Here is a 24,054-nt window from a genome sequence, read left to right on the forward strand (position 1 = left end):
GATTAATGTCCTCCCTTTTTCTTCTCCGTTGAATAGTCACGTTTCCGTGGCGCAATCAGCGATACATCGATTTCTTCATAGCTGATTTTCGGGCCTTCCGGCGTCCAATCAGCAATTGTTGTTTTCATGAAGTTGTCATCATCACGCTCTGGGAACGCAGGCTTATAATGCGCACCGCGGCTCTCGTCACGCATCAAAGCGCCAAGCGTCATCGCTTCAGCCAACTCGAACATGTTCCACAGCTGACGCGTGAACGCAACCCCTTGATTGTTCCAACGAGCTGTATCTGTAATGTTGATATTGTTGTATCTTTCTTTCAAATCCTTGATTTTACCAATTGTATCTTCCAAACGATCATTGTAGCGAACGACCGTCATGTTAGCATTCATCATTTCACCTAGCTCTTTATGCAGAACATAGGCATTCTCTGTTCCGTTGTTCATTTTGAGCAAGCTCTCGTAACGGTCTGTATGACGCTTTTTCTCGCGATCGAAAACGATAGAGGATGTATCCTCGGCATGTTTCTCTAAGCCACGGATATACTCAACGGCTTTAGGCCCGGAAACCATACCGTCATAGATGGCCGAAACGAGCGAGTTCGCGCCCAGACGGTTCGCACCGTGATGCTGATACTCACACTCACCTGCAGCGAATAAGCCGGGAATGTTCGTCATCATATTGTAGTCAACCCAGATACCGCCCATGGAATAGTGAACCGCAGGGAAAATCTTCATCGGGATTTTACGCGGATCATCGCCCATGAATTTCTCGTAGATTTCCATAATACCGCCAAGCTTAATATCAAGCTCCTTCGGATCTTTATGAGAAAGATCGAGGTAAACCATGTTTTCGCCGTTAATACCTAGCTTCTGGTCTACGCATACCGAGAAGATCTCACGAGTCGCAATATCACGCGGCACCAAGTTACCGTACGCTGGATATTTCTCTTCGAGAAAATACCAAGGCTTTCCGTCTTTGTATGTCCAAATACGTCCGCCTTCCCCACGTGCAGATTCGGACATCAAGCGAAGCTTGTCATCTCCGGGAATCGCCGTCGGGTGAATTTGAATCATTTCACCATTCGCATATTTAACACCTTGCTGGTAAACAGCGCTTGCTGCTGTACCTGTGTTAATGACCGAGTTTGTTGTTTTGCCGAAAATGATACCAGGGCCACCTGTAGCCAAGATAACCGCGTCGGATGGGAACGTTTGAATCTCCATGCTGCGCAGATCTTGAGCCGCAATCCCACGGCATACGTTTTCTTCATCCAGAACGGAACCGAGGAATTCCCAGTGCTCGAACTTCGTTACGAGACCAGCTGTTTCCCAGCGGCGTACTTGCTCGTCTAGGGCGTACAAAAGCTGTTGTCCTGTCGTTGCGCCTGCGAAAGCCGTACGGTGATACTTGGTTCCGCCGAAACGGCGGAAGTCGAGAAGACCCTCTGGTGTACGGTTGAACATAACGCCCATACGGTCCATCAAATGAATAATACCTGGAGCCGCGTCACACAAAGCTTTAACAGGTGGCTGGTTTGCTAAGAAATCCCCACCGTAAACTGTATCATCAAAGTGCTCCCATGTAGAGTCACCTTCACCTTTAGTATTCACCGCACCGTTTATGCCGCCTTGCGCACATACGGAGTGGGAACGTTTAACAGGAACCAAGGAGAACAATTGTACATGAACCCCTGCCTCTGCTGCCTTAATTGTCGCCATGAGTCCCGCAAGGCCTCCGCCGACGACGATGATTTTTGAATTAGCCACTTTCGTTCACCCTCCCTTAATGCCCCGTATGCGCTTCTACCGGAAGCTGAAATTGCGTATCTGTAAATGCAGTCAAAGACATGATAAACATTACGGACATCACAACGAACAATGCCATCCAAATAATGGAGGAGTAGCGTTGCGCGCGCGGTCCAACTGTAATTCCCCAGCTAACTAGGAACGACCAAAGTCCATTGCAGAAATGGAATGTCGCAGAAACGATACCTACTACATAAATCGTGAACATGACCGGATTCGTCGCAATATCATGCATCGTTCGACCAAGTTCTTCATGTGCTACGTTCCCCAAGGCAACCTGCAAACGAGTCTCGAAGAGATGCCAAGCAACGAACAAGAACGTGATAACACCGGTAACGCGTTGAAGCATGAACATCTGATTGCGGAAATAACCATAACTCGACACGTTATTGCGTGCTTGATAGGCTACATAAAGTCCATAAACGGCATGGTAAAGAAGCGGAAGCCAGATCCCCACGATTTCCATGAGTAATACTAACGGCAAACCGTTCAACCAGTTAATTTGATCCACAAAGGCCGCAGGCCCTTTCGTTGCTTCATAGTTAGTGAGCAAATGCTCAATAAGGAAGAAGCCCACTGGAATTACGCCAAGCAAAGAGTGGATCTTTCGAAAATAATACGAATTACCCATAATGTAACCAATTCCCCCCTCAACAAAATTTCATAAACTAACATCCGACATGTTTAGACAAAACAGCCACATATCATTGTACTCTCGCCGCAAACGAGCGTCAACCCATAATCATCCACGCCTATTTTACGCCTAATCAGTGAGCGAATATACACTGTTGTCCAATAAATGTGAATAAAAAGTGACATGTACATCGTACCTCTTTAACGCTTATAATGGAAGTGCCGTTTTTTTATATACGCTTATAACAATATTGCATATACCAATTCATGCGGAGGTTGAAAAACCATGGAGCTCTTGGATGTTTTCGCTGTTGTTGTCGAACAAGTAAGCCTCAATAAAGCGTCTCAGCTGTTGAACATATCTCAGCCTGCTCTCTCACGCAAAATAATGAAGCTGGAGGAAGAGCTGGGCGTGGAACTTTTTATCCGCAAAGGGAAACGGCTTGAATTGACTAAGGCCGGTCAAATTTGCTACGACCACGCTTTAGAGCTGCGCCATCTGGAACGCAAGTTCAAACAGGCGATCCAAACTTACAAAGCAGCCGGAAGCCATACATCTATCACGATAGGAGCCAGTTTGACTACCCTGCAAGTCACACTCCCCGATCTCATCACGGACTACTTGCAGGATTATCCTCTAACAGAAATCAAGCTTCTTACCGGCAAGACACATGAAATCGTTACTATGGTGAAAGAGAACAAAGTCGATATCGGCATCGTTGCCTCCCTGATTAATGCCTCCAGCCTTCATTGTGAGCCTTTGTTCGATGACCATTTATGTCTGGTGCTGCCTCTAGGGCATCCTTTTATCGATCGTGCCACAATCAAAATGAACGATTTAAACGATTTGCCCATGATCCTCTTTTCGAAAGGCACTTGGTATCGCATAATGATGGATGAGCTGTTTAATCGGTTTACCATCTTCCCTAATGTCCAAATGGAGATCGATTCTTTCGAGGCCATCATCCGGCTCGTTTCCACCTGCAAAACAGCTACCTTGCTGCCCAAATCTTACTTACGCGAAGACTTAATACGGAATAACGAGTTAATGCTGCGACAGTTGGCCGAATTAGAGCAGACGAAGCGAACCACTTCGCTCATCTACTCGGACCATACTTCGGATAACCCCGAATCTATGAAGTTCGTCGCCCAGGCGATTAACTACTTCGCTAAGCATAAATAAACCTCTACTCCATGCTTCTTGGAAAAGCTACGAGTTAGAGGTTGTATAATCTTCAAAATTTGCCATTACCGAGAGTTTCGGGCTCACCAGGCTTAACTTCAAGCCCCAGTTTTCTCGCAAAATAAGCCGTTGTACTAGCCTGAAACAGAATGGTGATTAACACCGCCATAAAAGTAACACTGGCTATAAGGTCACTGTGCGCTACCCCCATTCCTGCTACCATACCACACAAAGCTGCTGGAATTACACCTGTTTCTCGAACCCAGAACATGAACAAGATTTCATTTCGCCTCCACTTTGCTTTGCGGTCTGGCCAAGTACAAATCAGAACAGTAAGTGGCCGCGCGATAAACATGAATACAAAGATAACACCTAAGCTCGTCCAGAAATGAGCGAGAATTAACGGGAAGTTAACTTGACTGCCAAGTAGGATGAAAATGAGCATGCGCATGATAACGGTGATATTTTCCGAAAAATGGTCCATTTCATGCCGTTTATCTTGCATATTCAGCTTGAACGTTTCGGCATTCCCCCAAATCAACCCTGCTGTAAAGGTCGCCATGAAACCACTAACGCCTATCATTTCTCCAGCCATATAAGCACCTAATGAAGTAACGACCATTGCTATTGTTGTGTAGTCCCTCAAGAAACCAAGCTTCAAATGCGCTGCCATGAACGTCATCACGTATCCAATAGCAGCCCCGAGTAAGAGCCCCCCAAGCGCAGTCTTCACAAAATCAAGGGTGCCCGACATCAAAGAGACCTCTTGTGTACCTAAAATGATGGCTATTAATGAAAAAGTTAAAATAGAAGCTGTCGCATCGTTAAAAGCAGATTCACTTTCCACCGTCTCTCTAACTTTCGTACGAATCTTTACCTGTTTAAATACAGGGATGAGGGTAGCAGGATCAGTGGAGGCGATAATCGCACCTAGCAATAAAGCATAAAGCCACGGTAAATCCAACAGCAGATGAGCAACAACAGCGACGGTCCCGCAAGTGATCAGTACGCCGGGAATGCTCAATAAACTTACCGTTAGCCATACTTGGCGTAGACCGGCGAGTTTGATATTACGCCCCCCGTCGAAGAGGATTAAAGTAGAACCAATGACGAGAATAAATTGATTGGTGAATGAAGTGCTTGACTCATTAATCCAATGAAAAGCTTGTCCCGCGAGCATGCCAGCTATTAGAAATAAAGCAACGTCAGGCAATTTCAGCCATTGAGCAACCTTGCCGAAAAACATGCCCAATCCAAAAATGAGAACGAGTAGGATGAGAATGTGCTCAATGAGATGCGTGATCGTATTATCCATTATCCGATAACTTCGCTTTCGAATTTGTTAATTTGACTATTTGTACCAATAATCACCATCAAATCATTCTCGTTGACTACATCCGTTGCGGTTGGCGCGATAATGACCCCTGTTTGCTTATTAATGGCTACAACACTGCAGCCAAATTTGGCACGTGGATCTAATTCTTTAATAGTTAAACCACAAAGTCTTTTGGGTACAGACAGCTCAGCAATCGTGTAATCTTTCGAAATCTCAATATAGTCCAGTAAGTTAGGAGAAACCAGCTGATGGGCTACCCGAATCCCCATATCTCGCTCGGGATAGATAACACGATCGACACCTATTTTATGCAGAACTTTACCGTGCAATTCGGACAATGCCTTGGCAACAACCTTTTTGACCCCCAAATCTTTGAGCAAAATGGCTGTTAAAATACTGGATTGAATGTCATCTCCAATGGCAACAACGGCACATTCAAAATTACGTACCCCCAAAGACTTTAGCACTTCCTCGTCTGTCGCATCGGCTACTACGGTATGGGTAAGTTCATCACTCAATTCGTCAACGGCTTCTTCATCTTTATCAATCCCAAGCACTTCGTTGCCCAGCTTCATTAGTTCCTTGGAAATACTTGCACCAAAGCGCCCAAGCCCAACAACCACATACTCTGTCTTCTTCATCTTGTCTGTTTCCCCTATCCAATCGTGATTTTACCCTCTGGGTATCTATATAGTTCCTTCTCTTGTTTCGGCTGCAGCGCATAGGCGAGTGTGATCGGGCCCAGTCTTCCGGCAAACATCGTCAAACTAATCAGGATCTTGCCAAAAGTAGTTAAATCGGGGGTAAGTCCCATGGTTAATCCCACGGTCCCGAACGCCGAAGTCACTTCAAACAAAATTTTCAATAATTGTGAATGTTCTGTCGTTGATAACAGCATCGTTACGAAAATAACTAAAAATAAAGCCATCATTGTCAAGGTGATTGCCTTGAGAATACGATCTTTCGCTAACCGATAACGATAAATAACAATATCTTCTTTTCCACGAATCATCGTGACAATGGCAGCGATCAGAATAGTGAATGTGGTTGTTTTGATACCGCCCCCTGTAGAGCCGGGAGATGCACCGATAAACATCAAAATAACAATGAAAAATTGAGAGGCTTGACGCATCGCACCCATATCTACGGTATTCGGACCTGCTGTTCGCGGAGCAATGGATTGAAAGAATGAAGCTAGTACTTTGCCTCCCAAATCAAGCGAGCCTAATGTTCTGTTATTCGTATATTCGAATATAAAGATGATAAGGGCTCCAAGCACAATGAGAAGGCCAGTCATACTAAGCACAACTTTGGAGTGCAGGGAAAGCTTCTTTGTCTTGCGATAATCCATTGCATCGGACATCACAATAAAGCCAATACCCCCAAGAACAATAAGCGCCATCGCTACAAAGTTGACCACAAAATCATCCACATAACCTGTAAAAGAAACGAAAGGTGCATCCACAGTCCCAAATAAATCAAACCCTGCGTTATTAAACATGGAAATGGCGTGCCAGATTCCAAAGTACAATGCTTTGGAAAAGCCGAGATCAAACGTCCAACGTACGGTGAAAATAACGGCTGCAATCGCTTCAATGGATAAGGAGTAAATGATGACTTTACGGATCAGACGAACGATGCCTTCCATGCTGCCTTGATTAAAAGCCTCTTGAAGAACTAATCTCTCCTTGAGGGTAATTTTCTTACGGAACACAAATGCGAGCAACGTTGACATCGTCATGAACCCTAATCCGCCAACTTGGATTAAGCTTACAATCACAATCTGTCCAAACATGGTGTAGGCACTCCCTGTATCTACAACAACAAGCCCTGTTACACAGGTAGCGGACGTCGCTGTAAAGAGTGCATCAATAAATGGAATAGACTGCCCTGTTGCTGAAGCAAATGGGAGAGTTAGGAGGCCTGCTCCGAGAAAGATGATGGCTGCAAACCCAAGGACTAGAATTTGAGGTGGCGTCATCTGCCAAAAATTTAACTTTTTATTCATTGAGCCTCCTGTAATATGCAAAAACACGGGATTTCCAATTCCTTCAACGGTAGCGTTCCCCGTTATCTTTAAGAAATTCGGCTTATCATTCGATGATAGGTATTATATAACCGTTTGGGGTTCTTTACCACCGAATTGGCATTCTTTTTAAACTGTGGTAACGTGGAAGCTAGGGTTTCATAAATGTGAATCTAGAAGGGAACTTCGTTATGCTAAGGCCGAAATTAAACCGTTTTCTACTCATCCTTGCCTGTATCGGAATAACGCTTTATGTAGGAATATCTGCTTTATACGGACTTCAAACCGAAGAAGCGCCATCAACTGAAAATCCCTCGATTTCGAAAGTGCAAGCTGCAGATCGTGCTGCTAGCTTTGTAAGTGATCGATACGCTCTACAGGACACTCAAACATTCGTTGTGTATCAGTCCAAAAAAGAACGCAGCGGTTATTTGCAAAAGGAGCATCTGTCAGAAGCCTATAAGATGACCTATGGGGAGCGGTACCCCGTTGATTACTATCAGGTTAGTGTAGAAGATAAGAAGACGAATCGTCAATTTGAAGTTGAAATTAATTATACAAATGCAGCGGTCATCGGATGGCGCGAAACGCAAACTTCGACTGAAAGTTTCATGATTAGTAAACAGAAAGCGGACATTTTGGCCAAGCAGGAAATGCGGGCACAAGGGCTTGATCCGGATGAGATGACGCTAATCGATAAACCGGCAACTGAGGAACAAGCATACGGAACGATCCTATATTATGAAAAGCAATCCAAACCAATTGGCGAAGCGAAATTACAAGTTCGCGTTGAATTCGACGATAAAGACCTAACCGGCTATTCCGTTTTGTTCAGCTTACCAGCCTCTCATCAAGCCTGGCTAGAACAGCAGGATCATTCCGCTTCCGTTATGACTTGGATCTCTATGGGTTTCACAGTCATCATGACGATTGCCGCAATTGTTTTTGCCATCATCTATAGAAAACATATCAAATTCAGCAGAGGCTTGTTATTAACCGCTATTTTCTTAGCTATTTATATCTCTAATAACATGAATATGTATCCTGCATTTAAAGCCGTCAGTGGCGCCGTGAACAATGAGTTGATGACATGGGTAGCCATTATTTTCATGAACGTTGTGACCATACTGCTCGGTATTTCGCTCTACTTTGCTCTAACCGCCGGTAATGGATTATGGGATTCTATTGGTCAGCGGAAATGGCCAGCATGGAAAGAAACAATATTTGGCACACAAGTTTTTCACGGCATGGGGCGCGGCTATTTGCTTGCCCTCTTCATCTTAGGCGTTCAGCAGGTCTTGTTCTACACAGGCGAAGTGAACTTTGACGTTTGGGCCGTAAATGATCCGTCTGATTCAATCCTTAATATGTTAGAGCCTCGCTTCTTTCCGCTAATGGCCTGGGTTGCGGCGATATCTGAAGAAGCGACCTACCGACTGCTCGGTATCATCCTATTTAAGAAGCTGTTTCGCAATAACTTTATTGCGGTGGTTATTCCCAGTGTGATCTGGGCGGCGAGCCATACCCAGTATCCCATTTATCCCGTCTATACACGGTTAGTCGAGGTTACTATCATCGGCATTATTCTTGGTTATGTCTTCTTGAAATATGGTTTCATAACCGCCGTATTCGCTCATGCGAGCATGGACAGCATCCTCATGGGGATGTCCCTTTTCTCCTTAGGACATGTGAGCGATGTGCTCGCTGGCATTTTCTATATCTTGCTGCCTGGCTTGATTGGCGTCGCGCTGGCCTGGCTGCACGGAAAAAGGCGGAGCCCCCTTATTCCTGGGGAGCCGCCGCCTCGCCTTGAAGTGCTTTGAGAATCTCGCTAGCTAATTTCTCACCTATACCTAGAGGCTTGAAGTCATGTACTTCAGCCTCTTTTATTTTGCGTACCGAGCCGAAATGCTTCAACAAGGCCTTCCGGCGTTTCTCCCCGATTCCAGGAATCGCGTCCAACTGGGACGCGATCATCGACTTCGCTCTCGTTTCTCGATGGAAGGTGATCGCGAATCTGTGAACTTCGTCTTGAATGCGCTGAAGCAGGTAGAACTCCTGGCTATCGCGCGGCAAGGGAACAACCTCAGCTGGATCTCCAATCATAAGTTGTGCCGTTTTGTGCTTCGCATCCTTGACCAGTCCGCAGATTGGGATGAATAGACCTAATTCGTTCTCCAGTACATCAACCGCCGCCGAAATCTGCCCTTTCCCTCCGTCCACGACGATCAGGTCAGGCAGCGTGAGATTGTCTTTGAGCACACGTTCGTACCTGCGGCGAATTACCTCGCGCATCGTTTCGTAATCATCTGGTCCAACGACCGTTTTTACTTTATATTTGCGGTACTCCTTGCGGTCGGGTCTACCGTCGACGAAGACGACCATTGCAGACACCGGGTTCGTCCCTTGAATGTTCGAGTTATCGAACGCTTCGATACGGCGAATCGTTCCCGTGCCAAGCCATTCGCCGAGATTCTCGACGGCTTTGGTCGTGCGGCGTTCATCTCGTTCTACCAAGCGGAACTTTTCATCCAGGGCGTTACGGGCGTTGTCTCTTGCCATATCGACCATTTGCTTTTTCAGCCCGCGCTGAGGGATATGCACCTTGACCTTCAGCCAGGATTCAAGCGCTTCGCGGACATCCTTTTCTTCGGCCTCAGCTTGGGCAACGGCCTGTGTTGGAGCTCCCGCTTCTGCAACTTCAGCAGCAGGCGCCGGGGCATCTGATGACTGAACAGGCACCGGCGGCAGGAAAATCTCCTTCGGCAGCGCCGGATTGTCGCTGTAGACCTGGGTGACGTAGGTGATGAAGTCATTGTACTCATCACCGTAATAAGGAAACAGCGAGACATGCCGCTCGATAAGCTTGCCCTGGCGCATGTACTGGATGTGAACAGCCATCCAGCCCTTGTCAACCGCGTAGCCGAACACATCGCGGTCTAGCGCATCTGCCGTCGTGATCTTCTGCTTCTCCATCACGGCGTCGATGTTCATGATATGATCGCGCAGCTCCTTCGCGCGCTCGAAGTTCAGTTCCTCCGCTGCGGCCAGCATTTTGGCCGTCAGTTCTTCCTTAATAACATCGTGTCCCCCGTTCAGGAAACGGCTGATCTCCTGCACCATCCGCTCATTCGTCTCTGCGGATACATCGAACTCGCAAGGCGCCAGACACTGCCCGATATGATAGTATAGGCATACTTTCTCGGGCATCGTCTTGCACTTGCGGAGCGGATAGAGCCGGTCCAGCAGCTTCTTCGTCTGCTGGGCCGCAAAGGCATTTGGATAAGGGCCGAAGTACTTCCCCTTATCCTTAAACACCCGCCGCGTGACTTCCAGGCGCGGCTGCTCTTCGTGTGTAATCTTGATATAAGGGAACGTCTTATCATCCTTCAAGAGTACGTTGTACCGCGGATGATGCTGCTTAATCAGATTACACTCGAGAATCAAAGCCTCCATGTTCGAGGAGGTAATAATATATTCAAAGTCGCGGATTTCGCTGACCAATTTTTGCGTTTTCGCACTGTGACTCCCTGTGAAATAGGAACGCACACGATTTTTCAAAACTTTAGCTTTCCCCACATAAATAATAGTGCCTTCGCGGTTTTTCATAATATAACAGCCTGGTTTATCTGGTAATAGGGACAGCTTATGTCTAATCACTTCTAAACTCTGTTCGCGGACTCCGGCGTCCTCATGCTCATTCTCCGACATGCTTTCAAATCTCCTCTCGCGCAAAAACGTACCTAACTTGTGAGCAGCAGCTGCTCCTAGCTTCTATTTTAAATACTCCCCCATTCTCGGAAACAAAAAAAAAGCTCCTTTTCAGCATAGCAGAAAAAGAGCTTTTTCTCACGAACAATTGTTTCTAGTTTGAAACAAATTATTGATGACGAGTTACAACATTTTTTAGAGCTTCTTTGGATTGGAAACCAACCACTTTATCAACAGGCTGTCCGTCTTTGAAAACGATCAGTGTTGGAATACTCATAACGCCAAAGCGAGCAGCGGACTCCGGATTGTCATCCACGTTTACTTTTGCGATTTTCAAGGACTCAATTTCTTTATCAAGCTCTTCCAAAACAGGAGCGATCATTTTACAAGGTCCGCACCAAGGTGCCCAGAAGTCTACAAGTACTGTACCTTCTCCTTCAACTTCAGCTTTAAAACTGTTATCAGAAACATTCACGATTGACATGATAGTTCCTCCTTCTACTAATGGATTGGATTTATAACATCAAGTAGTACATTGCTACCGATGAACGTCAACATGTAAAGTATACCACACCAGTAGGTCATTTCAACCAAGCCATAAGTTAGCAAAAAGGTTGACTTTGACATTACTTAGTAGGCAAACCTACTGGCAGCCCTTGAAGCCTTTGCTGCTCGATATACGCGATACGATCCTTCAAATTAGCTTGCAGCATCTGCAGCATTTCCATCTGTCGTTCGATGTCTTGGAGCTTCTCTGTATAGAGCGGCAGCAAATCATCGCACAACGACTCCTGATTTTTCATGACACAGTTTAGAAAGCTTTCAATCTGTTCGGTCGTAAAGCCTAAGCTCAAATAAAACTGAATGGTCTTCACGCGCTCAACAGCCATCTGGTTGAACACACGGTATCCGTTTTCTTCACGTTGTGTCGCAATTAATCCTTTGGCCTCATAGTACCGCAAGGACCGAATGCTGGCACCGGTAAGCTTGGATAACTCACTAATCCGCATGGTCTTCACCTTTTTCCTTTTCCTTGATCAAGTAAGGATGCTCTTATTGTAAACCATAACACTAATGTTAGAGTCAAGTCTTATTTTACACTTTCCGCTGCTATCTGTTATTGTTTGCATAATTGTCACTTTGATAAGCTTTACAACTTTCGACGAATTTGGGTATACTAAGCTTAAACATACGAATGTCGGACGTTAGGGGGTAACCACATGAGCGATCCTAAACACCCTGAGCTTCACGTATATGAAGAACCGCGTAACGATTTCATGGATGTAGCTATTGGGTTTGGCGCTTTCTTTGGCTTTTTGTTTGTAATTGCAGCCATTGCTACCGTGATTCAAGTTATGAAATAGGATTATCTAAGCAGTAAGAGCACCGCTTTACATTCTATGTGAAGCGGTTTTTTCATGCAGATGCGGGTGTAAGAATGCGATGGAAAATAATAAAAAGCTGCAGCAGATAATTTCATCTGTGCAGCTTTTTTCATTTCCCGCGTTTGTTCGTACCGGTCACCTCAACCACATCGACAAAAGGCCGAATACGGTCCATAATCCGCTGTCCCTTGTACTCCTCGTCGCCATCCTTGTTGGTGAAGCTGAAATGCTTCTCCAGATCAGCGAGCGCGTAATTCGATGTGAAAAACGTCGGCTTACGATTCATCCGGTGATTCACGATAGCGCCTATGACATGGTCTCGCAGCCATGGATTCAGATTTTCAGCCCCGATATCATCGAAAACCAAAAGATCCGTTTCCTTCAGGAGATCAATCGTCTCCTTCAACTTGTAGGGCTCCTGGAACATTCCTTTCAAGTCCTCGGCAAAATCCGGCATATAAACGATAGCGCCAGTCATACCGACTTTGGCCAACTGGTGAAGCATGTAGCCCATTAGAAACGTCTTCCCTGTACCGAACGACCCAGATAAATAAAGCCCTCGAGTCTGAAGCCCTTCTTCCATCGTTAGACTAACATAGTCGTTAATTTGCATAACGGCTTTTGCCCGACCCAGATCCGTTTCAAGGATATCCCCGAAAGAGTAGCTGCGCGAAATCATCCGCGGATCCACGTGGAAGGTGCGGATTCGGCTGCTTATTGCATCCTGCAGCTGTTTGGAGTTGAATTTCTTACAAGCTACTTTCTCCTCATGAATAAACGGCTTTTCATTAATTGAATCTGCGGTTAGCATCGTATAATGACCCGTCATATCATTCGGACAGTTTTCTAAGCCAGGGCAATTTGAACAGCTTTTGAACTCTGTCACATATTGGTACAGCTTGTTCATATTAATCTTTATTGTGTAGTCATCGACAAAAGGATACTTCTGGCGGAACTTGTGAACTAAGGCATCGTCCATGACAACCCTAATTTTAGCTTCCGCTTTCCGTCTCCATTCCGAATCCGGCATTGATTTGAGTAAGTGAGACAAGGATTCCATGCTTCCTGCACCTCCTTATAGTTCTAGTTCTCTTGTACGTTATTTAAAATAATTCTGTATTTCTTAACTGTATTTTAGCTCTTACGATTAAATCGCTCGTCCAGCTTCTGCGCCATCCTTCTAGCAGCCTCCAGCTCTTCATCCGTCAGCCTAGAAGACGCCACTATGCCAGCATCCGGCACAACAATCGGAATGTGCGGCTTCTGCGTCTTGCCCTGTCGGCCTCTAGTTACACCGCCGCCGCCAGCTTTGGCAGCCTCTACTTTGGAAGCGGCCTTCTGTTTGTAGCTGATTTTCTCACGTACGTACTCCACTGCTTGTTCGTATGTAACAATTTGCTTGCCTAACATATCCGAAGCGACAGCTTCAATCGAAGATTTTGCCCACGAGCGGCGGTCAATGTGCAGGAAGTGGATCAATACATTAATAACTTCCTCATTCAATTTATAATTCAGATCAATTTTCTCAAATATATTAAGTACGCCGTCCGGAATGGAGCCCTGAGTAAAAAACATTTTCAAGACTGCCGTGTACGGCTCGTTTCGCATAATGTAATTGTATTGATGATCCGTACATTCGCCGCGCAGCTGCTGCGGCACTTCTAAATAATATGCCATCTCAACGGACTTGTCTCCAACCGTGCCTTCCGAGATATCCGCAGCTTCACCCTGATCTTTCTCTTCCGACCTGGATAAAGTGCGCTCTCGATCCTCGTCTCGCTTCTTGCTCTGTCTGTAGAAAAGGTTCGCATTATACTGCAAGAGATCCATCTGCAGCTCGCCGTCTTCGGCGAATACGCCATCCTCGTCAAGCAAACGGCATGTTTCCTGAAGGGATAAATTATACTTCTTCGCTACGATATTAATCGCAGCCATCTGATCCGGCTTATGCTTGAGAGCTTCGACGAAAACCCGATTACTCGCTCCTCGTGGGAACCTCATGATAATATCGGCATATAGGAAGCCTTTGGTTGTTACGTCCATGCGAGCATCTGACTGTTTACTCGCCGAGGCCTCATACAGCGCCTGCTCCAGTTCATAATCTACCACTTGGGTGTTGAGACGGAACAAATCATAGAACGGCACAGACAGATTCTCTTCACTTGCGTCACGGCACTCTTCCGGCTCCGGCAAAAGCAGCTCTTCCCGAAGAGAAAGGAGCATGAACTTACCGACTTTATCGCGAAGCAGCAGCGTTAAATGCTGATTGCGGAAAAACTCATTGGGTCCAAGCGGCTGGAACAATGTATATACGAAGACATAGTCTTCTTCGCCCGGCAGAAACTTGCGGTTTGTCTGCAGAAGGCCTATAGCTTCAAGCTTCGAAGATTGCTCAATCAGATATTTGCGCCCTCGCTCTCCCTGCTCAAGCTCGAGCAGCAAAAACAGCTTTCGCTGTTGTTCTAGCGGCGAATATCCGACTTTTTCTGCACTCATCTGCTGATAGAGTGCTTGATAGAGACTAATAGCCAATCCGCCTATCATAGGCTGATACATCATGGCTAGCATTTTATAATCCAGACTGCTCAAAGAAAACTCACGGTTCACACAAAACCTGTGGTTCTCAGTGAAATGCAGTATATTCGTCATTCGCATCCCGTTACAGCACCATCCTGCCTCAACTCAACCGATTGCAACTATGTAAGCTTCTCGGTTTCTATTCTCTTAGTCTACCACAAAAATCGACACGCTTGGTACCTCCTAGAGAAAAGATAATATTACCTAAAATGAAAAAACCAACCTCTCGGTTGATTCAATGAACAGACAGATGACTTTCCTGTGCTTCCTCTCCATACATGACCGGATTCAGTTTCCTCGCAATTGCTAAATCAAGCAGCACCCGCTCTGTTTGCTGATCTTCCAGACTTTTCACCCACAGACGGATCAGGTCATTCATCTTAGTAGGGTTCTTAATCGGAATTTGATGCTTAGCATCCTTAATGAAATAGAGCGAGCTATGCGGCAGCTCTGAATGAAGTAAGTTCGCATACCGATGAAAGGAGCGGTCCATCTGACCATAAATCAATAGAATCGGATGCTGGATGCTTCGGAGACGACGTGTACATGTATACGCAAGGGACTGCTCGTAATAGGATTTCACATCATTCGCAGCATCGCTTAATGAGCTCTCATACAGATTGTGATAAGTTTTATCCTTATCCGCATTTCCAAATGCGATTGCTTTTCTCAGTAGCTTCATGAGTACACCTGAACTCGCCATCCACGAAGCGAGCCACATCCTGCTTTTGTTATAGGAATCCGTTAATTCAGACATCCCGCTAATCACGATTCCCCCAAGTAAACGTTTAGGGTACGTAAGATGAGCTTCCAATACCAACGAACCACCTGTTGAATAACCACACAGGAAGACTTTTTCGATTCCCAAATAATCCAGAAGCTGCCTTATATCCTCGACAATTAGGGCATAGCTGAATGGGCGTTCTGACGACTTACTGGCTCCGTGCCCCCTGATATCAAAGGTAATGACTTGGAATTGATCCGATAGCTGTTCTCTTTGATAGGCAAAAGTTTGTGAGGTTATTAAAGGTGGATGAATAAAGACAATCGGGGTGCCAGTCCCTGTAATCTCATAATGCAATTTCGTTCCGTTCACATAGGCGAAAGGCAAAATAGTCTCCTCCGTTAAGTAAAGTTAGGCAACTCCACCTTAGCGTGACCAGTTCTGCTTATTTTTATGACATTAAAACATTTTGAATCCTCTTATGCGCAGCGCTTTAATCGCCGATCCACTTAGAATAGCGCCAACCAAACCACCGATGGCAGGAACGATATCTACAATCGTAAAGCTCTCGCCGCTGGATAAAAAAGAGGCAGATCCCATTGATCCGTAAATCATCACACCGATGACTAAAGCGATAAAAGCATAGAGTGGAAACCATGTGGTTTTCATCAGCATGTTCAAAATAAAACCCAGTCCAAAAAATAACACCATCATTAAGACAGTGGCAATAATCATTTGCAGCAATGTATGTTCCCCCTTAACGTATAAGAAGCTCGTTCATCTATTAGCTTCCTTATAATTGTAATCCACGAAATGGCACAGGTAAAGTGTACACAAATTGAACTTTTCTATCTTCACCCTTTGTTCATTTGCCCTTTCCCCATGAATTGGATACAATGTAGGGGATATTAGCCTTGAATGGAGGAATACTCATGAGTGAAGCCGTACAAACGCTGGAAGGCTGGTATGCGCTCCATGATTTCCGTCTAATCGACTGGAACGCATGGCATGCCGCAACCCCACAGGAGCGTAAGCATGCAACGGACGAGCTGAATACATTCCTGTCCCAGTGGCAGCAAATCGAAAACGATAAACTAGGCAGTACTGCCGTTTATAGCATCGTTGGTCAGAAAGCCGATTTTGTATTCATGCAATTGCGCGAAACACTGGAAGATCTGAATGACCTGGAAAATGCTTTTAATAAATCAAGCTTTGCCGCCTTTACAATCCCGGTCTATTCCTATGTATCCATCGTAGAATTAAGCAGTTATCTCGCCAAACCAGGTGTCGATCCTGCAGAAGATCCAGAAATCCAAGCTCGTTTAAAGCCTATTCTGCCTAAAGCGAAGCATATCTGCTTCTATCCAATGAATAAACGTCGTGATGGTAATGATAACTGGTACATGCTCCCTGCCGAAGATCGCAAGACGATGATGCGCAGCCATGGCATGATTGGACGTACATACGCTGGTAAAGTGAAACAAATCATTACAGGCTCTGTTGGACTAGATGATTGGGAGTGGGGCGTTACCCTATTCTCTGATGATCCTATTCATTTCAAAAAGCTCGTTTATGAAATGCGTTTCGATGAAGTAAGTGCACGTTTTGGTGAGTTTGGCGACTTCTACGTCGGCAACCTGCTCACAGCTGAAAAATTTGCTAAATTAATTCAAGCATAATTGATTAAGTGAAAAGTGAAGGACCTTGTGTCTTTCACTCTTTTTGCTGTTCAAGCTAATGCTGCAATTGATGGGTTTTGTTTTAATCAACATTGTACACATTTTTGAAAGAGAGTAAACAGCCTGTGATGATTAATGAAGCAAAAAAAAGAAAGCTTGCCCAATGAAGAGCGAAGCTTTCTTTCAGTTTAAATTGTGTTATTCCTCATCCTCGTCGTCACGCAGAGCAGCCTCTAATTCAGCTTGCATCTGAGCTTTGCGTGCCAGATACTCTTCGGTATCCCGGTCACGCTGACGGCCTTTTTCCTTCAATCGTTCAATCGCAGGAAGAATGAGAATATCGATTTCTTTTTGTACAACAGCTACATGATCATAACGTTTCTCAGTCTCTAAGAAGTGACCGACCGCAATCAGAGCATTGTAACGATCCAGTTCATCCCGGGTAAGAAGTCCTCTTACTTGGACACTGCAGTGCCGCATGGCGATCCCCCCGTTTGTTGATGATGACTAGAAACGTCCTTTACGTATAACGAGCGGAATTCCGCCGATAATGTAAAGGTATCTCATATCAACCACTTTTTTCATCATGGCTGCAACGTTACCTTTCAGTTTACGAGACCCAACGATACCAATAGCTTGTCCTTTACCCAAAGAAGCAACTGTACCTTTGTTGGAAAATTTGAATGTTTTCATTTGCGAACCGCGAATGGAAGCAATCAGGTTGTGCGCAACAGCTTCACCTTGCTGCATAGCGATTTGAGCTGTTGGAGGGAATGGTCTGCCTTCATCGTTCATGACGATGGAACAGTCACCCACTACATAAATGTTATCGAATTGAGGAGCACGCAGGTGCTCGTCAACTTTTATTCTGCCGCGCATGGTCTCGAACCCGGCTTCGTCAAGCATATGGTTTCCGCGGATACCGCCTGTCCATACGACTGTAGCTGCTTTGATGAACTCATCGCCAGCAATCAGAACACCTTCTGGTGTACATTCTTTAATTGCCGTCCCGATTTTAAAAGTTATGCCTTTGTCAGTTAAAACTTTCATTGCATATTCAACAAGCTCAGGATCGAAACCTGGCAATGCGGTTGGTGCTGCTTCAATATTATAAATCTTCACGAGGGAAGGATCGACGTCGAATTCTTTGCAAAGCTGTGGAATACGGTCAGCAAGCTCACCAATGAATTCGATTCCGGTAAATCCTGCTCCACCGATAACGAATGTCAGGTAATCTTTGCGATCTGGCTCACGCTTGTACTTCGCGAATTGATACTCAATATGCTCACGAATGAAGCGAACGCTATTGATACTGCGGATGTTCAACGCGTTTTCTTTAAGTCCAGGAATACCGAAAGTTTCAGCTTCGCCACCAAGACCAACAACGAGGTAGTCATAAGATAGCGTACCATCTTCAAGAATAACCTTTTTCTCATGCGGGCGAATCTGTGTAACCGTAGATTTCACGAAATCAACTTTAAATTCATCAATCAATTTCAAAATGTTCACGCGTGCATTTTCAGGATTATCTGTCCCAGCAGCAGGCATGTGAAGATGAGTTGTAATGTAGTGATAGTCATGTTTGTTTACGAGTGTTACATCAGCTTCATTGTAATTCAGTTCTTTTTGCAAACGAATTGCAGAAAGAATCCCACCATATCCGGCGCCTAAGATAACGATTCTTGGTATTCTACTCATGTCTCTCTCACTTCCATATCCGATTTTATAGTCCTATGGTTTCTCTATCTTGTGAAAAATTACACAAACGGCTTCAAAAGTAGTATACTGCTTCTAGTTTGCACTCACTCGCAGTGAATTATGATGAAACAGGATGAATTTAATCACAACATGCTAAACCGATTCTCATGATATAATATAATTTTCATAAGTAAATATCAAGTGCTATTTTGCTTTAAAATAAGGCATACAAGCCATTCTGGCCTGTCCATCCAATGTAGCCATAACTTATCATATATATAATTGATTTATATAAAGAAATCGTACTTTTCCTGTTTCCTTCAATAGAAGAGAAGATTATAATGAAATAATGATTGTGAAATACTCAGAATAATGACACATTAAAGGAAATGAATCGGAGGAGTTTAACAATGAACGAGAGAGAAACTCAAGACATCGTGGATATTATCGTAGTCGGTGGTGGCCCTGCTGGGATGTTCGCGTCCTTCTATGCTGGTATGCGTCAAGCATCCGTGAAAATTATCGAAAGTATGCCGCAGCTTGGCGGACAACTTGCAGCTCTATATCCTGAAAAATATATTTATGATGTTGCTGGTTTCCCAAAGATAACCGCACAAGAATTAGTAAACAACTTGTTAGATCAAATGAAACATTTTCCTATCGATGTTTGTTTGGAAGAGAAAGTCCATCAAGTCATCAAAAAAGAAGAGCGTCTCTTTGAAATAACGACAGACAAAGGCACGCACTTTAGCCATGCAGTTATTATTTCAGGCGGGGTTGGCGCATTCGAACCGCGTCGTCTTGAACTACCGGAAGCCGCGCAATTCGAGAAGAAAAACTTGCATTACTTCGTTAGCGATTTGAATGCTTTTGCTGGCCAAAAAGTGTTAATCAGCGGCGGCGGTGATTCTGCAGTTGATTGGGCTTTGATGCTTGAGCCTATTGCTGAGAAAGTTACTCTTATTCATCGTAGAGATAAATTCCGTGCGCATGAGCACAGTGTAGAGAACCTGATGAATTCCAAAGTAAATGTCGTGACGCCAACAGAAATTACGAAACTTCACGGTAGTGACCGTATTGAGCAAGTTACACTTAAAGATATCAAATCAGGCGAAGAAACCGAACACGATGTCGATGCTGTTATTATTAACTTTGGGTTCGTATCTTCCCTTGGACCGATTTCTGAATGGGGTCTTGACATCGAGAATGGCTCGATCGTTGTTGATTCCAGAATGGAAACGAACATCTCAGGCATTTTCGCTGCAGGCGATATCACCACTTATCCCGGTAAATTGAAATTGATTGCTGTCGGCTTCGGTGAAGCACCTACTGCGATTAATAATGCTAAAGTATATATCGACCCAAGTGCAAAGCTTTCACCAGGACATAGCAGTAACTTAAAACTTTAATCTTTCTACATAAAAAGGGGTATTCTATACCTAATCTTCGGATTAGGAGGAATACCCCTTGTCTTATATATGTCCGGTTTGCAATGGCCTGCAGGAATTGAACACCGAGTGCCCTGTTTGTTCGCATCAGATGAATGATTGCGGCAGATTGAGTGACTATCTCGGTCCATACTCCCCTTATCGAGAGATTGATGAGATCTCCATGTCGGATGGGACAGCTGTACAGCATGATCAATGCCTTCATCTCGTGAATTGCTCCGACTGCCATTACAGTTTTACCATCCAAATAAGTTCATGATCTATGGAAGTAAGTGCTGTTGGAAGTTGGGGAACCTTTCTAATTTAGCGGTGTTTCAACCTTGATGTAAACGTGCAGTTTCAAATTCCGTCTTTGAATTTCTGCGAGCAACAGATCAACAAAATCAGATTCCAATCTCAAATCCAGTGCCTTGTAATAGGAGTCGATCAACGTTTCGTCGCTAATTTGTCTCACTGAAATCACCTTTATTCTATAATTTGTAATTATATTATCACGGGGGCAAAATTAGAACAAGCGTTCCGTTATCCACAGAACATTGTGCATATCCTGTGGGTAAATTGTTAATATGTCACTTAAACTCTTTAAATGTATAGGGGATACTGTGCATAAAGTTATACACATGCTAGACTCTCTTTCTACTGATAAAAAAAAGTGATCAGTAATCCCCTTTTTTTACTCACACTTAACAAATCCTTAAGGTTCTTCACAAAATTGAAAAGAAATTTTAATCGTCACTTAATATTCGTAGCATACAATGGTAGTAGAAAGTCAAAACAAAGGAGAGAATGACCTTGATCGTCTACGATATAGTACTAAACGGTGAAATAAAAGAAACAATTAAACCTCGTAAGAACCGATTGAAAGAAATCTATACTTTTATGCTAGAGCAAACCAAGCTCATGAAAGCCAAGTATGGTGATAATGTTAAAATTAAAGGCCGCATCGTGTATTAGGGAACTGCCCCCTGTATACACTCGCGGCCTTTTTCTTCATTTGAAAATAGATGATCCCCTCACGATGCAGAACTGTTAAAAATCGATATTAATCATAGCCCCCTTTTTCAGGAGTATCGCTCAATGCAGCTTTGACCGCAGCGTCAACAGCATTTCTTATTCCACGCGTTCACGTTACTACCAGTCTTCAGAAATTCCAAGACATTTATAAAATACACAAGCTTGGAAGCTTCGTAATCCGCAACCCAGAAATTGCAAAAAAAGCCCCATTGAAGAAGCATTCCCTTTTTCTCCAGCATCTTCAATCGCTTTTTGCAACAATTCTAACCACAATCCATTTTGAGAAAATTGATATTAGAATATAAAGTGAAAAAGAATATATGCTTGGAAAATTATACTCAGAATACAAGAGTTCGTAATGCAAGTAGAGCGATGCAAACGATGGTTTTTTATAGGACTAAATTCCGAATGTTGACTCACTAAATCACTACTATTCATTTGTTGAAATCCAGTTAATAAAATAACACCAATGTTTAGCTTAATCAAGCAAAGGGTAACTCCTATCACTAACTCGCCTTTCCCTCTTCATTAGCATATACAAAAAACCTCCTAAAAATGTGTATTTGCATCATACACATTTTTAGGAGGTATCAATTAACAATCCAAAACACTGCTTTTTAGGGTTGTGTTCACCGAACTTCTTCAAACACCCAAAATCCCTAATTAAGCCTCGACTTTATCGTCACATTTCTCGACTAAGCCCTCTTCGTCCTTCACCTTGAAGGAAGAGCCACATCCACACGATGCTACGGCATTCGGGTTATTTATGGAGAACCCTCCGCCCATCCCTGCGTCTGTGTAGTCGATCTCAACACCGTATAAATATTTGGAGCTATCATCGTCCACAACAACCTTCAGGCCATGTATGGTAAATACTTTATCGTCATCCTTCTGCTCATCGTCGAAGCCCATGCCGTAAGAGAAACCGCTGCAGCCTCCGGCTTTTACGCCTAGACGTAAGAACAGGTTCGGTGATTCTTCTGAAGCGAGAAGCTCCTTAATTTTATCAGTCGCTGATTCACTAATGTTAATCATAACGTAAATCCCTCCCTAAAGTTCTCCTTAAGGAAAACTGCATTATACATAAGTTTTCGTAATGCTTACTATCAAGTATACTCCTATTCAACGCATTGCTCAAGGGCAGCTATATAGATATTCATTGTAGCCATAAGCTTACTGCTTAGGTTGCATAGCGTAATACTGCAATATTAACTGATCCAGATCCCGACTGCACTGCTGCACGTCAGGATGCAGAAAGCCGTAGACATTACCCAAGGTAACCATCTGGCCTCGAAGCTGTTCTATGGCTATATTCAATCGTTCCTGCGGTTCGGTTACGAAATATGTCAGCACGTTATAATCACCTTTTAACCCTACGTAATCACATTGCAATAGTATACAGGAATTTGTTAATATTGGAAATAACATTTTCCTAAATGATAGAAATTTCATAGTTTTATATAGATTGTCAATTTATCTTCATCTTCATCATATTGCCCCTCCCAACGCAGAGGTTTATAATGGGATGGATGGTTTGCACGTATAGAGAAACTAAGCGGAGAGACTTTGAGCTACGCTCAAAGATCCCTATATTAGGTGTTGAATTCCCGAACCGAACTGGCAGACAGGTACGCGAGCGACTTACACCGCACAGGCGCATTTGGTCTTTATCAAGCTCGATGCGTCGATTCAGTATGAGCTTTAATTTGTATTCATAGGAGGAATTAGGATGAGTGTTATGATCACAGACCCGATCAAACGGATGGCAGAAATTGCGGACAAGGTTGAGAAGGGTGAACGTCTATCGCTGGAAGATGGACTATTTTTGTATGAATCAGAAGATCTACTGACCATAGGTCAATTAGCGAACAAAGTAAATACACGAATGAACGGGAACAAGGTTTATTTTGTGCAAAATATGAGCTTGTACTTCACGAATGTGTGCGAGGAGCATTGTGCTTTTTGTCATTTCCGCCGCGACGAAGGTGAAGAAGGCTCCTATACGCTTACACCGAGCCAAATGTTAGATTATGTCGCTGAGAACTTTAATCCGGAAATTAAGGAATTTCATATTAGTCAAGGGCATAATCCCCATTTGCCTTTTGAATATTACGTCGATTGTATTCGCCAGCTGAAGCAAGCTTACCCTGCTGTTACGATTAAAGCTCATACAGCGGCAGAAATTGAATTTTTCTCGCGTATCAGTGGTCTCAGTTACCGAGATGTCCTCAAAACGTTAATGGATGCAGGTCTGTCCACACTTCCAGGAGGAGGAGCCGAAATTCTAACCGAGCGCTATCGTACGAAAATGAAGGTGGAAAAAGCATCCACGGAGGAATGGCTCGACGTACACCGTAATGCCCATCAACTCGGAATGAAAACGCATGCCACGATGCTCTATGGTTCGATCGAAACGAAAGAGGAACGCATTCGTCATATGATACTTTTGCGTGAGCTGCAGGACGAAACAGGCGGTTTCCTTGTGTTCATCCCGAATTCTATTCAACCGGCAAGCAAGAATGCAGGCCTCAAAAAACGGGTACCTGCCTGGGATGAACTGAAGACCATTGCGATTAGCCGTTTGATGCTTGATAATTTCCCTCATATTAAGGCTTACTTCATCAACATTGGCACCAAATTGACCCAGTTGTCATTCACCTTCGGTGCTTCTGACGCACACGGTACGATTGTGAAAGAGAAAATTTCCCATGCAGCTGGTGCTTTGTCACCTGAAGGTCTTACACGAGATGAACTTGTATGGCTAATTCAAGGCGCAGGACGCGTTCCAGTTGAACGTGATACCTTTTATAATGAAATCAAAGTTTATTAGTTATA

Annotated in this window: 25 protein-coding genes; 8 read left to right on the forward strand and 17 right to left on the reverse strand. The window is 44.2% G+C overall.

Features of this window, described 5'->3' with window-relative positions:
- Positions 1–2 precede the first annotated feature (2 nt).
- Together sdhA and BLT91_RS20175 are read right to left on the reverse strand one after the other, a co-directional pair.
- Positions 3–1,766, reverse strand: coding sequence for a succinate dehydrogenase flavoprotein subunit (sdhA, locus tag BLT91_RS20170; protein ID WP_090824222.1), 1,764 nt, complete (start codon positions 1,764–1,766; stop codon positions 3–5).
- Between the two features lie 16 nt (positions 1,767–1,782).
- Entirely contained in the window at positions 1,783–2,436 is a 654-nt protein-coding gene (locus BLT91_RS20175) for a succinate dehydrogenase cytochrome b558 subunit (RefSeq protein ID WP_090824223.1), read from the reverse strand.
- A gap of 288 nt (positions 2,437–2,724) precedes the next feature.
- Between BLT91_RS20175 and BLT91_RS20180 the strand changes: the two genes are divergently transcribed.
- Positions 2,725–3,621 carry a LysR family transcriptional regulator gene (locus BLT91_RS20180; RefSeq protein WP_090824225.1) on the forward strand — a complete coding sequence of 299 codons (897 nt, stop codon included), beginning with the start codon at positions 2,725–2,727 and terminating at the stop codon, positions 3,619–3,621.
- Positions 3,622–3,673: 52 nt separating this feature from the next.
- Here BLT91_RS20180 and BLT91_RS20185 read toward each other — a convergent pair whose 3' ends face one another.
- From BLT91_RS20185 to BLT91_RS20195, 3 genes are read right to left on the reverse strand one after another with little or no spacing between them, the layout of a single operon-like run.
- On the reverse strand, positions 3,674–4,936 hold the full coding sequence (locus BLT91_RS20185; RefSeq protein ID WP_090824226.1) for a cation:proton antiporter: 1,263 nt from the start codon (positions 4,934–4,936) through the stop codon (positions 3,674–3,676).
- Positions 4,936–5,598, reverse strand: a complete 663-nt coding sequence (locus BLT91_RS20190) for a potassium channel family protein (RefSeq protein WP_090824228.1) — start codon at positions 5,596–5,598, stop codon at positions 4,936–4,938. Before BLT91_RS20190 ends, BLT91_RS20185 begins: the two co-directional genes overlap by 1 nt.
- A 14-nt stretch (positions 5,599–5,612) precedes the next feature.
- Entirely contained in the window at positions 5,613–6,965 is a 1,353-nt protein-coding gene (locus BLT91_RS20195; RefSeq protein ID WP_090824230.1) for a TrkH family potassium uptake protein, read from the reverse strand.
- A gap of 209 nt (positions 6,966–7,174) precedes the next feature.
- Between BLT91_RS20195 and BLT91_RS20200 the strand changes: the two genes are divergently transcribed.
- Positions 7,175–8,806 (forward strand): CPBP family intramembrane glutamic endopeptidase, encoded by a 1,632-nt coding sequence (locus BLT91_RS20200; RefSeq protein WP_090824235.1) that lies wholly within the window; start codon positions 7,175–7,177, stop codon positions 8,804–8,806.
- On the opposite strand, the gene uvrC is transcribed toward BLT91_RS20200, so the two are convergent.
- The 3 genes from uvrC to BLT91_RS20215 form a co-directional block, all read right to left on the reverse strand.
- Positions 8,766–10,694, reverse strand: coding sequence for an excinuclease ABC subunit UvrC (gene uvrC / locus BLT91_RS20205; protein WP_090824237.1), 1,929 nt, complete (start codon positions 10,692–10,694; stop codon positions 8,766–8,768). The genes BLT91_RS20200 and uvrC overlap by 41 nt on opposite strands.
- Positions 10,695–10,863: 169 nt before the next feature.
- Positions 10,864–11,178 carry a thioredoxin gene (gene trxA / locus BLT91_RS20210; protein WP_090824239.1) on the reverse strand — a complete coding sequence of 105 codons (315 nt, stop codon included), beginning with the start codon at positions 11,176–11,178 and terminating at the stop codon, positions 10,864–10,866.
- Between the two features lie 142 nt (positions 11,179–11,320).
- On the reverse strand, positions 11,321–11,704 hold the full coding sequence (locus BLT91_RS20215; RefSeq protein WP_090824241.1) for a MerR family transcriptional regulator: 384 nt from the start codon (positions 11,702–11,704) through the stop codon (positions 11,321–11,323).
- Positions 11,705–11,914: 210 nt separating this feature from the next.
- On the opposite strand from BLT91_RS20215, the gene BLT91_RS20220 reads away from it, so the two are divergent.
- On the forward strand, positions 11,915–12,058 hold the full coding sequence (locus BLT91_RS20220; RefSeq protein WP_090824243.1) for a YqzM family protein: 144 nt from the start codon (positions 11,915–11,917) through the stop codon (positions 12,056–12,058).
- A 130-nt stretch (positions 12,059–12,188) separates the two neighbouring features.
- Here BLT91_RS20220 and dnaI read toward each other — a convergent pair whose 3' ends face one another.
- The 4 genes from dnaI to BLT91_RS20240 form a co-directional block, all read right to left on the reverse strand.
- A complete protein-coding gene (gene dnaI / locus BLT91_RS20225) occupies positions 12,189–13,139 on the reverse strand; it encodes a primosomal protein DnaI (RefSeq protein WP_090824245.1) in 951 nt (316 codons plus the stop codon).
- Positions 13,140–13,213: 74 nt separating this feature from the next.
- Complete coding sequence (locus BLT91_RS20230) at positions 13,214–14,728, reverse strand: replication initiation and membrane attachment family protein (protein WP_368086835.1); 1,515 nt, start codon at positions 14,726–14,728, stop codon at positions 13,214–13,216.
- Positions 14,729–14,891: 163 nt separating this feature from the next.
- Positions 14,892–15,767, reverse strand: a complete 876-nt coding sequence (locus BLT91_RS20235; RefSeq protein ID WP_090824249.1) for an alpha/beta fold hydrolase — start codon at positions 15,765–15,767, stop codon at positions 14,892–14,894.
- Between the two features lie 72 nt (positions 15,768–15,839).
- Positions 15,840–16,124, reverse strand: coding sequence for a YuiB family protein (locus tag BLT91_RS20240; protein WP_090824251.1), 285 nt, complete (start codon positions 16,122–16,124; stop codon positions 15,840–15,842).
- Between the two features lie 188 nt (positions 16,125–16,312).
- Here BLT91_RS20240 and hemQ point away from each other — a divergent pair, with 188 nt between their 5' ends.
- Entirely contained in the window at positions 16,313–17,059 is a 747-nt protein-coding gene (gene hemQ / locus BLT91_RS20245; protein ID WP_090824253.1) for a hydrogen peroxide-dependent heme synthase, read from the forward strand.
- A 198-nt stretch (positions 17,060–17,257) separates the two neighbouring features.
- Here the strand turns inward: hemQ and BLT91_RS20250 are convergent, their stop codons facing one another.
- Together BLT91_RS20250 and BLT91_RS20255 are read right to left on the reverse strand one after the other, a co-directional pair.
- A complete protein-coding gene (locus BLT91_RS20250; RefSeq protein WP_090824255.1) occupies positions 17,258–17,539 on the reverse strand; it encodes a hypothetical protein in 282 nt (93 codons plus the stop codon).
- A 27-nt stretch (positions 17,540–17,566) separates the two neighbouring features.
- Positions 17,567–18,757: an NAD(P)/FAD-dependent oxidoreductase gene (locus BLT91_RS20255; protein WP_090824258.1), complete on the reverse strand. Its 1,191-nt coding sequence runs from the start codon at positions 18,755–18,757 to the stop codon at positions 17,567–17,569.
- 410 nt (positions 18,758–19,167) lie between these two features.
- Here BLT91_RS20255 and BLT91_RS20260 point away from each other — a divergent pair, with 410 nt between their 5' ends.
- Both BLT91_RS20260 and BLT91_RS20265 read left to right on the forward strand, forming a co-directional pair.
- Positions 19,168–20,166 carry an NAD(P)/FAD-dependent oxidoreductase gene (locus BLT91_RS20260; protein ID WP_090824259.1) on the forward strand — a complete coding sequence of 333 codons (999 nt, stop codon included), beginning with the start codon at positions 19,168–19,170 and terminating at the stop codon, positions 20,164–20,166.
- Positions 20,167–20,224: 58 nt separating this feature from the next.
- Positions 20,225–20,464: a hypothetical protein gene (locus BLT91_RS20265; RefSeq protein WP_090824261.1), complete on the forward strand. Its 240-nt coding sequence runs from the start codon at positions 20,225–20,227 to the stop codon at positions 20,462–20,464.
- Between the two features lie 39 nt (positions 20,465–20,503).
- On the opposite strand, the gene BLT91_RS20270 is transcribed toward BLT91_RS20265, so the two are convergent.
- Entirely contained in the window at positions 20,504–20,659 is a 156-nt protein-coding gene (locus BLT91_RS20270) for a sporulation histidine kinase inhibitor Sda (protein ID WP_090824263.1), read from the reverse strand.
- 332 nt (positions 20,660–20,991) lie between these two features.
- Here BLT91_RS20270 and BLT91_RS20275 point away from each other — a divergent pair, with 332 nt between their 5' ends.
- Positions 20,992–21,159: a mechanosensitive ion channel protein MscL gene (locus BLT91_RS20275; protein WP_254777038.1), complete on the forward strand. Its 168-nt coding sequence runs from the start codon at positions 20,992–20,994 to the stop codon at positions 21,157–21,159.
- Positions 21,160–21,882: 723 nt separating this feature from the next.
- On the opposite strand, the gene erpA is transcribed toward BLT91_RS20275, so the two are convergent.
- Positions 21,883–22,254 (reverse strand): iron-sulfur cluster insertion protein ErpA, encoded by a 372-nt coding sequence (erpA, locus tag BLT91_RS20280; protein ID WP_090824267.1) that lies wholly within the window; start codon positions 22,252–22,254, stop codon positions 21,883–21,885.
- A gap of 138 nt (positions 22,255–22,392) precedes the next feature.
- On the reverse strand, positions 22,393–22,572 hold the full coding sequence (locus tag BLT91_RS20285) for an aspartyl-phosphate phosphatase Spo0E family protein (protein WP_254777039.1): 180 nt from the start codon (positions 22,570–22,572) through the stop codon (positions 22,393–22,395).
- A gap of 376 nt (positions 22,573–22,948) precedes the next feature.
- On the opposite strand from BLT91_RS20285, the gene mqnE reads away from it, so the two are divergent.
- Positions 22,949–24,049, forward strand: coding sequence for an aminofutalosine synthase MqnE (mqnE, locus tag BLT91_RS20290; RefSeq protein WP_090824269.1), 1,101 nt, complete (start codon positions 22,949–22,951; stop codon positions 24,047–24,049).
- Positions 24,050–24,054: the final 5 nt, after the last annotated feature.

Origin of the sequence: Paenibacillus sp. yr247, from assembly GCF_900103825.1 — a bacterium.
GTDB lineage: Bacteria > Bacillota > Bacilli > Paenibacillales > NBRC-103111 > Paenibacillus_E.